Raw genomic sequence first — 14494 nt, 5'->3', positions numbered from 1 at the left:
TTCTTTATTTTACCATATTTCGAATTGTATGAAGCATGCATGTTGTTTTAAAGGTTTACTTTTGATATACTGTCAAAGTTACTTAAGAAGGAGGCTACTATGTCTATTATTACACTAATTTTAGCTGGGATTGTTGCTTTGGAGCATCTCTATATCATGTATTTGGAAACTTTTGCGACACATTCAGACACGACTAGTCGTGTTTTCAATATGAGCAAAGAAGAGCTTCAACGTGATTCTGTTACAAACTTATTTAAAAATCAAGGGATTTACAATGGTTTGATTGCTGTATTCCTCTTGTATGGAATTTTTACAAATAGTCAGCTACTTGTAACTGTTTTTGTACTCAATGTTTTCTTTGCTGCTATTTATGGTGCTATAACTGCCAATAAGAAAATTATTTTAACGCAAGGCGGACCCGTAATTTTGACCTTGCTTTCACTTATCATTTCCTTATTTTAAGGATTTTATTGTAAAAGAAAAAAGCTGCTTTAACTATTGAAATGGTTTGCAGCTTTTTTATGCTTTTGAAGTTATTTTATTGTGGAATAAATCGTAGAAGAAAGTCTGTCATTTCTTGAGGTGATTCTTTTTTTCCTTTATTTATCCAGGCTTGACCAGCGCCAAAAATAGCATGCGCAAAATAAATACTGGCATAGTCTTTCTCGAATCCTTTGAGAGCTCTTTCTTCAGCAGTGGGATCAATGAAGTCCTCAGCTATCATACGCTGAAGTTTATGTATCAGAAAATCTTGAATTTCTTTTGATCCATTGGTAGACAATAGAGCTGATAGGAGCTTTTCACGAGTGAGAAATTCAAAGATTTCGAGAAAGGCTCCCTCTTTCTTTCCTTCATATTTATCGAAGATATACTCTAGCTTGTGGAAAAGCTCTTTCTGATAACTATCAATCATTTCATACTTATCTTTGTAGTGGGTATAAAAACTCGAACGGCTAATCCCTGCTGTTTGAACCAGACGAATGGTAGTAATATCATTGAAATCTTGGTCTTCAAGACATATTACTAAAGCATCTAAAAGAGCTTTTTTTGTTTGCGCGCGTCTTTGATCTTTTGACATACAAATCTCCTTTTATACACTTTTAGACTATGTGTCCAAAAAGCGATTGTTTAACATTGATTTTCAGGTAAATGAGTTTATAATTGATTATATCATAAAAATAAACACAATGTCTAAAAAGGAGAAATATGTTAGCAGAATTAAAGGCTCTTCTTAAAAGTCCAAAGCTCTGGATAACTATTATTGGTGTCTCATTGATACCTGCTTTATATAATCTAATCTTTTTGTCTTCTATGTGGAATCCTTATGGTAATGTCAAACACTTACCAGTGGCAGTAGTGAACAAAGATAAGAGTGCTAGTTTCCAGAATAAGACTCTGAATATTGGTCATGATATGGTAGACAATATGTCTAAAAACAAAAATCTAGACTATCACTTTGTGACTGAAAATGAAGCCCAAAAAGGGATTGAGGATGGTGATTACTATATGGTAATCACTTTTCCAGAAAACCTCTCAAGTAATGCAGCAAGTCTTTTGACAAATGATCCCAAGAAACTGGAAATTTCTTATCAAACAACAGCAGGACATAGCTTCGTTTCTTCAAAAATGAGCGATTCTGCCATGTCTAAGTTGAAGGATACTGTTTCTAAAAATATTACATCAACTTATGTTGGAGCTGTCTTTAGGAGTATGTCTCAACTTCAGGGTGGTATGGGAACTGCAGCGAATGGGGCTAGTCAATTATATGCAGGTGCAGGCGCACTTCAGTCTGGGAGTCAGACCTTATCAAATGGCTTAGGAACTCTTGCTGGATCTACACAAACATTGGCTACAGGTGTTGATACCTTGAGTTCAGGCGCGTCTGCCTATACTTCAGGTGTGTCAACTTTGTCAGGCGCTTTGTCACAGTTAAATGCGAACTCTGAGGCTGTTAATTCTGCTGCAGGTCAATTTGTATCAGGAGCAGAGGCCATGAATACCTTAGTTACAGGTGCAGATTCGTTGTCAACAGCGCTCAGTCAAATGGCCACAGCAACAAGTTTATCCGAAGAACAGCAAGCACAGTTGTCAACCCTATCAACTAATTTAACTGATTTAAATACAGCAATTCAAAATCTTAATACAGCGGTAAGTAACACATCATTACCAAGTGGAACATCAACAACATCAGTAGATACAAGTTCAATAGCGACTTATCTTTCAAATATTTCTTCTGCAGCTAGCTCTATAGCTACAGCTAGTGCAACTGATAAAGCAAATGATTTGGCTGCGGTACAAGGAACAGCTGCTTATCAAAGCTTGACTGCAGATCAACAAGCAGAGATTACATCGGCAATTAGTAATGCAGGATCTACAGCTAGTAGTTACGCTTCAACTATTGCATCTGATGTGTCAAGTATGTCAACTGCTTTATCTAGCTTGACAGGTACGACAACAACTAGTAGCGGCGATTCAAGTAGTTTGGCTTCTCTACAAACGTCTATTTCAGGCATTGCAAGTTCGGCGAATGCTCTTCTCCCTGTAGCTTCATCAACGGTATCATCAATGCAAGCTAATATTGCTAATGTCAATTCAGTACTTGTTAATCAATTATCACCAGGAGCAACTCAAGTGGCATCAGGTGTGTCAACCGCTCAAAGTACTCTAGCAACAGGTGCAAGCGCACTTTCAAATGGTTTGTCAACTTATACTGGTGCTGTGTCAACGATTGCCAGTGGTGCTCAAACTCTAGATGCTAACAGTAGTAGTTTAATGACTGGTTTTGCTACTCTTCAGAGTGGTACAAATGCTCTCAATACAGGAGCTCAACAATTAGCAACTGGAGGAAATACCTTAACAAATGGGTTGACAAGTTTGTCAACTAACCTTTCCACATTGTCTGATTCATTAAATAAGGCTAATCAGCAACTATCTCTTGTTTCTGTAAACTCAGACAATGCAAAAATGGTTAGTGCTCCGCTTAAAGAGAAGAAAACTGATAAGGATAAGGTTGACACTAATGGTGTGGGGATGGCTCCATATATGATTTCTGTTTCTCTTATGGTTGTCGCTCTTTCAACTAATGTTATCTTTGCTAAGAGCTTGACAGGAAGAAACTTTACGAGCCGTTTTGATTGGGCTAAGAATAAGTTCTTTATCAATGGTATCATTACGACTATGGCTGCAATTGCCCTTTATATTGCCATTCGATTTGTGGGAGTTGAACCAAATCATCCATTAGCTACATTTGGTATGATTCTCCTTGCAGCATGGACTTTAATGGCGCTCGTTACAGCTCTTGTGGGTTGGGATGATAGATATGGTGCATTTGCTTCTATGATTATGCTCCTTTTGCAGCTAGGTTCTAGTGCAGGAACTTATCCAATTGAACTTAGTCCTAAGTTCTTTAAGGTCGTCCAACCATTCTTACCAATGTCCTACTCCGTATCAGGTCTTCGTCAAACTATTTCAATGACAGGACAGATCTCAGATCAAGTACGTATGTTATTCATTTTCTTACTTATTTTTGTAGTTGTAGGTATTATTATTTATAGACCAAAGTCTGAAAATGAATAAACTAAAGGCCGGCTCTAATGTGAGCTGGCTTTTTATGTTATTCAACAGTTATATCACCGAGGTCTGAGGTAATAGTTAGTGTGTTATCCTTTGAAATCTTAAGGTTATTTGTGATGTCCACCTCTCCTGAATGACTATCGGCTTGAACATTGAGCGTGTAATCTTTAAGAACTATTTCAATATCACCGGATGTAACATCAAGTTTATTGTGACCATTGAAAATCAGGTTATCTCCAGAGTAATCTCCCATTGCAATAGATAAATCTGAGTTAGTAAAAAGTGTATGATCACTATCAACACTACCAACATCAAGATTAGCTTTTAGGTTGCTGACAATCATTTTAGTAAAAGTTAGGTCCCCTACATTTAGATTGATGTCTGCTTGTTTGATGGTGCTATTACTTAAATCTAGATTTCCAGTTGCTAAATCAACCTTTAAAAAATCAATCGTTTGTTTTTTAGGGAGTGTAATGACAATGGTTTTATTTCTGACTTCCTTGTTGAGAGTAGAAAGCCTTACTAAATCTTTTAATCCGAAAAAGTTAATATGTTTGTTAGAAGTCGAATCTAATTCAGAGTTGTTATCATTGATAGTCAATTGACCATCCTTTACAGATGTGTCAATTGGATTTTTTGTTTTTTGGTAGTAAGAAAGCGTTGCTTTGTCAACTTCACCATTTTTTATAAGCACATTGTAGCTACTACTTTTAATATCAATTTTATTGAAGTCCTTAACTTCTTTCTTGACATAATCTTGCTCACTTATAGTTTTATTTTGTAAATCTGTTAAGCCACCTTGGCTATAACCCCAAGCTACTAATCCTCCTCCTAAAAATAGAGAGATAAGAGACACTCCGAGGACAATCTTTTTCCAAGTTTTCATGATTTTCTTCCTTTCTTGATGAGCCATTTAATCAATAGGGTAATTAGCTTTACAATAAGTTTACAGATTTCAAATGAAATCAAAAGCAGTAAGAGTGCTCCTCCAAACATCAATAGACCTAGACCCACTCCAAACAGTGTTGAAGCTAGTGAAACATTTAAGAGAGAGAAGCTTGTAAAGAAAGTGTAAATACCACTAATGAGTAAGGCAAAAGTAAGAGCTAAGGCAGTCACTATAACTGCAAAAATAACCACAAGAAGTGTCAATAGCATAGCTAGGAAGAATAGTAGAATTGGTAAGGCGACTGGACTGGCTAAAACAGCTAGAATCGCAATCCAGAGGATAGTTGTTTTATTACGTAAGCTACTCTTTTCCTCAATAATCTTTTCGTCTAGAAGACGACTAATGACTTCATGTGCTGCTTCCTTAGGTGTACCCAATTCTGCAATAACCTGAGCTTCATTTTCAGGTCCAGCCTCTTCAAAATATTCCATGAAATATTCGAGAGCCTCTTCATAGTCCTTTTGTGGTAATTTTCGTAGATATTTTGTTAATTTGGCTATATATTCAGTCCTTGTCATGTCTTAATCTCCCTTCTACAATACCATCGAGGGTTTCTTTATAGGTTAACCATTCTTCATTAAGAAATTGAAGATGATTTTTTCCCTCTTGGGTAATACTGTAATATTTACGTTTACGCCCTTGATATGCTTGGCTATAAGTGGTCATATAGCCTGCTTTTTCAAGCTTTTTTAGAATAGGATAAAGTGTTGACTCCTTGATATTAGCCACAAGCTTAATGGTTTGACTAATTTCATAGCCATAAGAGTCTTCTCTATCTATAATAGCTAGTATTAGGAACTCTATCAGGATTGACGATGTTGGAAAATACATAATGTGCTCCTTTGCTTTTAGGATATGTATAAAAATTATATATAATTATTTTACACATTGAGTGTATCTCTTTTAGAAAGATATGTCAATATTTTATATATAAAAAATTTATATAATAGGGATAACTTATTTTTTATGATAATATGAAGTCAAGGAGTTCTTATGACTATTAAAGATAAACTAGCTCATTACGAGCCAAAGCCACTAGGGGAGAAAGGACGCTATGCAGTGCTTTTACCCTTGATATATGATGTAAAAACTGATAAGTATCAAATCCTTTACCAAGTACGAAGTGAGCATATTTCTCAACCAGGTGAGGTTTCTTTTCCTGGTGGCCGTGTCGAAGAAGGTGAGACTTTTCAAGAAGCTGCTATACGAGAAACTTGTGAGGAATTAAACTTATTTCCTGATCAAATTGACATTTGGGGAGAGATTGATTATCTGATTCATCAGGGGAGAACCATCCATTGCTTTGTTGGAAAGATAAATATAGAAAATTGGGAGGATATTCATCCAAATGAAGAGGTGAAACGGTTGTTTACAATCTATGTTGACACGTTGTTGACAGAGAATCCGATTTATTATAAAGTGATTTCTACCTTGAGTGATGCAAAAGATTTCCCATTTTTCTTGGTAAAAAATAGAGAAAAATACAATTTTGGGTATAGTGAACGTCATATTCCTTTTTACAGAAACTTGACAGAAAATATATGGGGGATGACAGCTATGTTTACACACAGATTTACAGATATTCTGAAAGATTTAGAGTAAAAATAAAAGATCAACGGTAATATGTTGATCTTTTTACTATTAATTAAATTGTTTATTTGCTACAAAAGGAGTGAAATTTATTTCTGAGACAGGGGTCTAGAGTATTCCTAAAATGATTTTCAAAATTAATATGGAAGCTTTTAGCTAGGTGGTCAACTTCAGAGTAGACAAGATTTTTTTGTTTCATTTGTGTCATTCCTATACTAAAAGGGGAGTATTATGTAGATAGAGGCTGTTATGCTTTGGTGTTATTCTGCCTAAGATTGATGATTCTATTGATTTTTCTGAGGGAGTTACCTATGTTGAAGAGAAGGTAAAGCATATAACTATAAATTGTAAAGCTCCAAAAATCTGGGACAATACTGAGACTATAGACAAATAGGACCGTTGCACTAACAAAAATTAGACAGCTACATATTATTGAAAGTAGAGGATATCCTTTTGAGAATAATAGGCTTTCTACGATTAAGGCAAAAGCAGGTAGTAACAGAGTTAAGATGATAATAATAAAGATGAAGCGTTGTGTATCGTCTAGCATCAAGTTACCCAATGATTTACCTAGGTAAAAACGAGAATCACTCTCCCTGGGATAGACCAATCCTCTGGTCAAGGGACTAACTAGGATTAGGGTGTCAAATAGTGAGAAAGCCGCCCATCTCCAAATAGGGAAAGCCCATTCTTCCTCAGATAATTCTCTCTGAGTTCTTTCTTTAGTTAATTCTAATTTGATTGTCATCAATATGTACCTCTTTTGGAAAGTCGTTATTTTGATTTAAGATATACCATCCATCTGGTAGTTCAGAGTTTTTAAGTACCTGTTCTAATTGAGAATGTAAGTCAATTTCTTTAGTCGTGGAAGCAGAAGGAAAACTCAATTGGACAGTAAGTTGTTTGTTTCGTAGAGCATCTTTAAGTGAAAAATCATAATAGCCACCTAGCGCTTTAGAATGTCCCCTCTCATAAGTATAGAGCGTCGTGTATGGTACAGGTTCTATCTGAACAATAATATTTTTTAAATCTTTCTCGGTACTTAAAGCTTTAGAGATATCATTGATAAATTTTTGATTTCTAGGGTTGATTTTAATAGACTTTTTAATAAAGTCGTCCCCATATTCTCTTTCATCAGGTAAAATCTTATATTCACTATTTTGGCGATTAAAATCTGAGTCGCTTTCTGTTGGGCTGGCAATGTAAGGATAGAGTAAATCTTGAATATGGAGAGGAAGTTGAGTATTTACATGTTCTTTTTTGTTATTAATGGTCTCTTGATAATAATATGGAAAATCAGGTAATGTTTAACCTCATCTTCTTTATTCATACGATAAGTAATTTTATCTGCCCATCCGATACCAGTTATTTGCACCTTTCCTTGAAATCCACGAGTTTTATAAAACCCTTTAATATTTTCTTGAGCATTGTAATAGAAAAAGATAGCAATCATGGTCAATAATAAAATCAAGGGCATAGTAATTTTAAGGTATTTGAAGTTATTTTTTACCATATTAGTTATGACTCTCCTTAACTAGTAGGTTGTAATCTTTTTGACTTTTAACTTGCTCAGGGTGTCCAGTCGTTGTATCAGTACTTGTAAAATACCAATAGATATCCTCCTTATCTGGTGTTAACTCTTTTTGGAGTTTAATGGCATCATCCAAATTAAGTGAATCAGTTGTTACGATAATTAGGCTGAATCTTTTTTTGAGCGATTGGTCACTGTATTCGTTATCGTCTTGATCTTTGTAATCAGCAAAATTTCTTTCTTTGGTCCAGATAAGGGGCATGGAGTTGATAGTGAGGGGATCATCTTTATGACCTATAGAAAAATTATCCTTTGAAAGGAGATAGCGGTAAGGTTTAGCAAATCCGTAGTATTGACTGACTTTTGCTGGTTTGGTTTTAGTTGCCTTATGGGTGCGTAAATTGAGATAGAATACTTTTTCGTTGTCATAGGATGAAAATTTCATAAACTCATTCCTACCATCGGAGAACATGGTATTATCCATGGAACCGGGATCATCATATCCTAGTTTCTTAGCAAGATCTAGTACATTAATAGTGTATCCTTTTCCAGTATCTTTACCAAGCTGATAAAAGTGAATAATATCATAATTTTTAGGGTCCTTCTTGTGTTTAGATGCTTTATACCTAGATTCTTGGAAGGCTAGATAGGTGCGACCGACGACTAATTGACTTCTCTCCAGTGCTTTCTCATTTCCAAACTTAACACCTAAAACGTTAAAGTTTCCTATTTTGACGTTTTGAAAGGATGTTACAGTAACTTTTTTGTTAGTATAGTCGTAAAGTCTATCGTCTAAAGAATAATCGGCTTGAAGTCTATAACCATATCGAACGAATGTACCTGTAAGTAGAATGGTTATAAAAATAAGGAGATAAACATGCCACATACGCCATCTAAATGTTTCTATTTTTGTCATAGGAGATCCTCTTTGAGTAATAGAAAAACCATGAAAATCTTATTTTCATGGTTTTTAATTCAATTATTTTACTTCAGTAAGAATCAGAGAAGTTAGTACCGTCTGAAATTAAATATTATCTTGGTCAAAATTATGAGATTTTAGTTGAAATAGAAGAGGTTGATTACTTCGATACGGACTTTAGCAGAGCATCTCATCGACTTTCTTTGGCTGAAATAACTGAAATTGTTAAATATCAAAGTATGGGACAATGTTTGAAGCAACTACCAGAAGGCATAGGAAAAGGTGAAAGGGAATATTGGGAAAACAACTATAAAAGAGATAGATAATGGGCTATTTTGATTGTTCACGAGAACCAAAATCTGATATTGCTTTTGTGGATATGAGATCTTTCTATGCTAGTGTTGAGTGTGTGGAACGTGGATTGTATCTTTTAAGGACCTCGCTTTGTGTGATGAGTAGAGCAGATAATTCAAACGGACTTATCTTAGCTTCCTCTCCAATGTTCAAGAAAGTCTTTTGAGCACTACAAGAGGCGAAGTCACAAACTCCGCCTCCTTCTACATATTTTTTGTTATAATAGAATATTTTATTTGAAATATCAAGACTTATGCTTGATAAAGCTAGAAAACTTACCCTTTTCCAGCAAGAATATCTGATACTTTATACAATCCTGGGGAATATGTCCGACCAAATAGTTTTTTCGTCAAGGCATTAAACGTATAATGGTCATCTAAAATCAAGACTTCGTCATACGTTTTTAAGAGTGCAATAAAGTCATCGTCTGTTAAATTGGAACCATCTCTAGTATCGATATTTTCATTGCCGAGGTAATAACTTGTTGCGCTGTCGCTGTATGATGCCATTAAATCTAAAAATTCTTGGTCAGCCGTCACAAAATTTTCTCTGGCATCAACATTGACATCCCACAGATAATAACGACTAGCATATTGGACAAAATAATTATCTACATTCTCCTTATCTGCTGTTACAACCAAAATTCTATCCGTTGACGAATTACTCTGACTTCCAGTAAACTGATGAATTTCTTTTACGACCTCGTTTGTTTCCTGATTGTTATTGTAAACAATGCTATTATTTTCTGACAAGAACATTCCAATGGCATAAACTGTCAAAACAAGGCTCGCGTATTGGTACAAGTGTTTATTAAATAAGCTCTTGTAAGACCTAGCATTACGTTTACTAATGATTTTTTCATACAGACACTTGTCCATTACCCATGCTAAAGCCATGGTCAAACAACCAAAAGCAAAGATAACGATGCTCGAAGCATAGCGCTCAAATCCTGCTAATTCTAACGCTTCATCAGTCGGCATTGCTGTCAGATACATGAGTAAAATGCCAATATAGTAAGTCACAATCGAAATATCAACAAATCCCCAAGTCAACAAGACAAATTTCTTATATTTCAAACGAATGCCAATCACAATAAAGGCAATCAGCATAATCAGATTGATTATCAAAATTCCATTGCTTGCCAAACTGTCAAACGTAAACACCGATTTGACAAAAAGAGTGATAATTTTTTGTGGGACGCCTGACAGATTTCCAGTCAATACCTGACCAAGTTCTGACATGGACACCGCATGCTTGGCACTTGAGGCATTTGGGAAATTATCCGTCACATGCTTTTGCCAAATAACAAAAGGAAGACAGCTGACTAGCAAGGTCATTATGAGCAGCACTAGTGCTTTTAAACGTGCTCTTTTACGAACAAGTAAACGCACAATACAAACCACATAAACTACTAAAACGAGAGCGACAAAGAAAAGTCCACTTACTTTGACGATACTTAATAATCCAAGAATTACCGCCGTATTTAGCGACAAAAACCAGAAACGATTACGATAGACAAAACAACCTGCTATGGCTGCCAAGGCCAAGGCCGGAAGCAGAAAATCAACCAGCAAATTATTTAATCGAATAGCAACGTTGAACGTATTAAAAACAGCAAACGAAGCAAAAATCATGCTAACCATTAAGACACGTCGATCATCACGAAGTGCCGCAAACATGGCATAAAGACTGGAAGCAATCAAGAAGAATTGCCCGACCAACATACTACCTTCTGAAAAGCCTACGATAGTCGTGAAAAAATAAATGAAAAGTGAACTTCCAACAGGATAGGTATAATAGCTAATAATCGTATCCTGCTGTGTTGGCAATGCATTATTGATATGGAAAAATTTTACAATCGTTGCCCAATGCGTAAAATTATCATAATGTAAAAGCGGTGAATGCCAGAGCGTTATTCCAAACAAAAGCAAATAAGCCATCATTCCAAGCGCAATATAATCAAGTCTCCTAAAGCGATATTTCTTTTTCCATACCGCCCAAAGATAATAAAGACTCAAAAGACAGCCCAAAACAGAAATGGCATACACGGTCTGCAACATAAAGCCTAACAAACTACCAAGGTACAATACCAATGTAATGACTGAAAATGTAAACACCCATGTCAGACTGCGATTCATCTTCACAGTATTACGGAAAAAGGCATTGTACCCCATGGTAATCACAAAGAACAACAGTAATCTAGCAATACTAATCATACTCTCCCTCTCCATTCATTTGCTAAGGCTTTAAAAGCAGGTAAGCTATCCAAATCCGCTAAATTGGTAACTCGATAAAGCGATTCGTCTCTATCAATATCATAGGACACAAAAGTCAACTGAATTGGCAAATCTTTGTAGGTAAATGCGACATTCGGTTCTTTTTTAGGATTTGTCAATTTTCCAGAAAATGTCATGTAATAATAATCTGTCTTTCTAAGCTGGCATTTTTTTCCAGCAACCTGAACCTCTTCATTAACACGAACTTTCGGAAAAGCTACTTGGTCATAGGCTGAAACAGGACGTTCATTATTTTGGAAACGTTGACTAAAGTTCTCAAATAAATCATCCCATGTTGTCATCCAAGGGTCTTTTTCCTTCGGAAGATTGTGATTAATGCGGTCATAAATGTACTGATAAAATTCGCGCTTATCAGCTTCAGGAATTTCTGAAAATTGAACGCCGTAGCGCCAACCATTATCAATCGCAAAAACACGAACAACATGACCTTTTACCCTCGCATGGTAATCACGTGATTGCAAATTAAGCGTCAGTTCTTTTTCTTTCGGCAAATACAATGGTAAATCCGTATAGAATGAAATCCCCGTTTCTGAAATATCACAGACTCTCACTTGGTAAGAATCATCATCAACCTCAATAACCATAGCTTCATCAACAGTAAAACGCTCACTTGAGCGATAAATCGGACGACCAAGCGCACAGAAAATCGCAAAGGTCAAATTGATGATATGATAAGTCAACCAAAAACTGATAATACTTCCATAAAAAAGCTCTGAACCAAATTTTCCATAGTTAAAAGTCACCAAACCATAAACGGCTAATCCCCATAAAACAAGATAAGGAAGCGCATAAAGGTACAACGTCCACGACGTATCATTTCCCTTACGTGTCACCTTAAATTTTTTATCGCTAATGCCAAAGGACTCCAACATCATGGGAATAAACAAATACGGAGCAAAAATCGTTTCCACAATTTCTCCCCAAACCTGTGTTCGGTATTGTTTTGAGACTTCTCGCATTGACAAGTGTGTCAATGCGTAACTTGGCAACCAGAATAGGAACAGTAGCCAGATATTTGACACCACCACACGCACATGGAAAACCGTATATAAAATCGGTGCCAAGATATACAATAACCGTCTAAAGAAAGACCACCAATAAAGATAGCCATTAATATAAACAATTCTTTGCCCCTTTGTCAATTTGGGATTAAAGAAGATATTCATATTGTAGCTACTGCGAATAACGCCACGTCCCCAGCGCGTGCGCTGTTTGATGACACTCTTCAAATCTGTTGGCGTTAACCCGCTAGCCATTGGACTTTTCGTCGAATAATTTACATAACCAGCCGCATTCATCCGAACACCTAGCTCGAAATCCTCCGTAATGGTATCTGTCGGAAAACCACCAACATCTTCAATCGCCTTGCGGAAAATAAGCGTATTAGACCCCGTATAAACCGCTGCACCGTGCGAATTATTGCAAACATTAATTTCTTTGGAAAAGAAATCTTGTTCGTTTGGTAAGGTTGATTCTGAAAACAAGTTAAATTGGAAAATATCAGCATTGTAAAAACTTTGTGGCGTTTGAATCAAACCAACTTTTAACTTATCATAATCGTCACCATTTTCATAAGCCTCAACTTGTTCAACAAAATAAGGCACAGTTTCCAACAGGAATTCACGATAAGGAATCATATCCGCATCAAATGTCGCCACCAAAGGTGATGACGTCTGACGTAAAGCATTATTGTAGTTTCCTGATTTGGCATCTTTATTATCCGCTAAACCAAAATAACCAACACCAAGCTCATCAGCCAATTTGGCAACTTCTAGACGATTGGTATCATCACAGACGTAGATATGCACCTTAGACTTATCAGGATATTCCATAAAAGTGCAGGCATTAATCGTCTTATAAAGCAACTCTGGATCCTCATTATGCGTTGCAATCAAAACATCCACATCTGGGTAACGCTCCTTAGCAATCTCAGGCTTTTCAAGCTCAAAGTCCTTTTGCTTATTCCAAATGAGAATGTAGCCTGTAATGGCTGAAACTACCTCACTTCCCCACAATAAAATCCCAAAGATCAGCGCAAACCATGAATCATGCCACGGAATAGTCGCCACCAAACGCCAAGTTAAATAAAAGACAGTCGTTACAAATGCAACGAAATAGAGTATCCTCTTACTAGTCTTCATTCTCACCTCCACTAAAAATCAAATGTTTTTGCACAAAATAACTGACAAAGAAAAGTGTACCGTCAACTAAAATCTTCACCAATGAAATTGGCAGCGTCGTCAAGGCATTTCCTAGAACTGTTACCAATAAACTTGACAAAACAATCTGTACTACCACCAAAGTGAAGTATTTTATCGCACTATTTGATTGACCTCGTTTAAAGACCACCTTATGATTCAAGGTGAAATTAACAACAGATGATATCGCACGCGCTAAAATCGAAGCTAACGTCACCGCACTAAAACTCAATCCATTAAACAAAGAAATTAAAATCGTAAAAGCAACAATATCAACCAAGAAGGAAAACAATGCTGAAAAAATGTACTTGAAGAAAACCTTGTAAATTCTAATCGAGTCACGAATCGCATCAAAATGCGACGACTGATTTTCATCCAAATAAATCGTTGCAATGCCAACTTCACAAATCAGAATATTGTCCTCTTTTGCCTCAAGTAACATATTCATCTCAAATTCATACCGTTCACCCTCCACGGTTAAGAGTTTTGGCAACCATGACATAGGAATCACACGAAGCCCCGTTTGCGTATCAGAAACGTTCATACCTGTCATAGCCCCCAAGACGTCTCTTGTCAATAAATTTCCAAATTTACTACGTAAAGGAACAGATTTTTCAAATGTTCTAACACCCAGCACCAAACTATCAGGATGTTGCAAAAATTCAGCCAAACATTTCATCATGTCTTCGTAGGTATGTTGACCATCAGAATCAATCGTCACAATTCCTTTGGCATTAGGAAAATTGTCCAAAATATATGAAATAGCCGTTTTTAAAGCACGACCTTTTCCTTTATTATCAGCGTGTCTTTGCAAATGACAAGCATAGTTACTCTGCGCTATTGCAAATAACGGTGCAAAATCAGCTCCACTACCGTCATCGACTAGAATAATGTCAAACATTTGATTTTCCTTATCCCGAATATTTTTCAAAAGTTCCAACAAACGGTCATCAGGTTCATAGGCAGGAATGACAATAACAACATCTTGAAACATCATCGACGTTCTCCTTTCTGACTTTTATTTTCGTACATTTTCTTATCAGCTATTGCAAATAACGGTGCAAAATCAGCTCCACTACCGTC

Annotated in this window: 13 protein-coding genes and 1 pseudogene; 4 read left to right on the top strand and 10 right to left on the bottom strand. The window is 36.1% G+C overall.

Annotation, left to right across the window (positions count from 1 at the left end; translation table 11 throughout):
* Positions 1-99 precede the first annotated feature (99 nt).
* A complete protein-coding gene (locus tag ACT170_RS08065; RefSeq protein ID WP_021144746.1) occupies positions 100-462 on the top strand; it encodes a DUF1304 domain-containing protein in 363 nt (120 codons plus the stop codon).
* A 76-nt stretch (positions 463-538) separates the two neighbouring features.
* Here ACT170_RS08065 and ACT170_RS08060 read toward each other — a convergent pair whose 3' ends face one another.
* Complete coding sequence (locus ACT170_RS08060) at positions 539-1078, bottom strand: TetR/AcrR family transcriptional regulator (protein WP_048790837.1); 540 nt, start codon at positions 1076-1078, stop codon at positions 539-541.
* 128 nt (positions 1079-1206) lie between these two features.
* Between ACT170_RS08060 and ACT170_RS08055 the strand changes: the two genes are divergently transcribed.
* Positions 1207-3576: a YhgE/Pip domain-containing protein gene (locus ACT170_RS08055; protein WP_014635187.1), complete on the top strand. Its 2370-nt coding sequence runs from the start codon at positions 1207-1209 to the stop codon at positions 3574-3576.
* A gap of 37 nt (positions 3577-3613) precedes the next feature.
* Here ACT170_RS08055 and ACT170_RS08050 read toward each other — a convergent pair whose 3' ends face one another.
* Genes ACT170_RS08050 through ACT170_RS08040 form a run of 3 tightly spaced genes read right to left on the bottom strand, consistent with a single transcriptional unit; the run spans position 3614 to position 5353 of the window.
* Positions 3614-4459 (bottom strand): DUF4097 family beta strand repeat-containing protein, encoded by an 846-nt coding sequence (locus ACT170_RS08050; protein ID WP_080568076.1) that lies wholly within the window; start codon positions 4457-4459, stop codon positions 3614-3616.
* A complete protein-coding gene (locus ACT170_RS08045; RefSeq protein WP_014635185.1) occupies positions 4456-5040 on the bottom strand; it encodes a DUF1700 domain-containing protein in 585 nt (194 codons plus the stop codon). Before ACT170_RS08045 ends, ACT170_RS08050 begins: the two co-directional genes overlap by 4 nt.
* A complete protein-coding gene (locus tag ACT170_RS08040) occupies positions 5027-5353 on the bottom strand; it encodes a PadR family transcriptional regulator (RefSeq protein ID WP_014632494.1) in 327 nt (108 codons plus the stop codon). Before ACT170_RS08040 ends, ACT170_RS08045 begins: the two co-directional genes overlap by 14 nt.
* Before the next feature lie 162 nt (positions 5354-5515).
* Between ACT170_RS08040 and ACT170_RS08035 the strand changes: the two genes are divergently transcribed.
* A complete protein-coding gene (locus ACT170_RS08035) occupies positions 5516-6124 on the top strand; it encodes an NUDIX hydrolase (RefSeq protein WP_014635184.1) in 609 nt (202 codons plus the stop codon).
* 235 nt (positions 6125-6359) lie between these two features.
* On the opposite strand, the gene ACT170_RS08030 is transcribed toward ACT170_RS08035, so the two are convergent.
* The 3 genes from ACT170_RS08030 to ACT170_RS08020 all read right to left on the bottom strand — a co-directional run bounded on the left by ACT170_RS08030 (position 6360) and on the right by ACT170_RS08020 (position 8559).
* Positions 6360-6860 (bottom strand): hypothetical protein, encoded by a 501-nt coding sequence (locus ACT170_RS08030; protein WP_444818192.1) that lies wholly within the window; start codon positions 6858-6860, stop codon positions 6360-6362.
* Between the two features lie 498 nt (positions 6861-7358).
* Entirely contained in the window at positions 7359-7625 is a 267-nt protein-coding gene (locus ACT170_RS08025) for a hypothetical protein (RefSeq protein WP_444818191.1), read from the bottom strand.
* A 1-nt stretch (position 7626) separates the two neighbouring features.
* Entirely contained in the window at positions 7627-8559 is a 933-nt protein-coding gene (locus ACT170_RS08020) for a hypothetical protein (protein ID WP_444818190.1), read from the bottom strand.
* 328 nt (positions 8560-8887) lie between these two features.
* Between ACT170_RS08020 and ACT170_RS08015 the strand changes: the two are divergent.
* Positions 8888-9079, top strand: a pseudogene (locus tag ACT170_RS08015) (DNA polymerase); the annotation flags it as partial.
* A 112-nt stretch (positions 9080-9191) separates the two neighbouring features.
* On the opposite strand, the gene ACT170_RS08010 reads toward ACT170_RS08015, so the two are convergent.
* Genes ACT170_RS08010 through ACT170_RS08000 form a run of 3 tightly spaced genes read right to left on the bottom strand, consistent with a single transcriptional unit; the run spans position 9192 to position 14408 of the window.
* The gene (locus ACT170_RS08010) at positions 9192-11132 is read right to left on the bottom strand and encodes a hypothetical protein (RefSeq protein WP_195187459.1); all 1941 of its coding nucleotides are present in this window, start codon (positions 11130-11132) and stop codon (positions 9192-9194) included.
* Positions 11129-13354, bottom strand: a complete 2226-nt coding sequence (locus ACT170_RS08005; protein WP_444818189.1) for a glycosyltransferase family 2 protein — start codon at positions 13352-13354, stop codon at positions 11129-11131. Before ACT170_RS08005 ends, ACT170_RS08010 begins: the two co-directional genes overlap by 4 nt.
* Entirely contained in the window at positions 13344-14408 is a 1065-nt protein-coding gene (locus ACT170_RS08000) for a bifunctional glycosyltransferase family 2/GtrA family protein (RefSeq protein ID WP_037601258.1), read from the bottom strand. The genes ACT170_RS08005 and ACT170_RS08000 overlap by 11 nt, the downstream gene beginning before the upstream one ends.
* Positions 14409-14494 lie beyond the last annotated feature (86 nt).

The sequence above is a fragment of the Streptococcus sp. cx1 genome (assembly GCF_052384325.1).
Taxonomy (GTDB): Bacteria; Bacillota; Bacilli; order Lactobacillales; family Streptococcaceae; genus Streptococcus; species Streptococcus salivarius_G.
The sequence above is the reverse complement of the archived record's forward strand: the minus strand, read 5'-3'. Positions and strand labels throughout refer to the sequence as shown.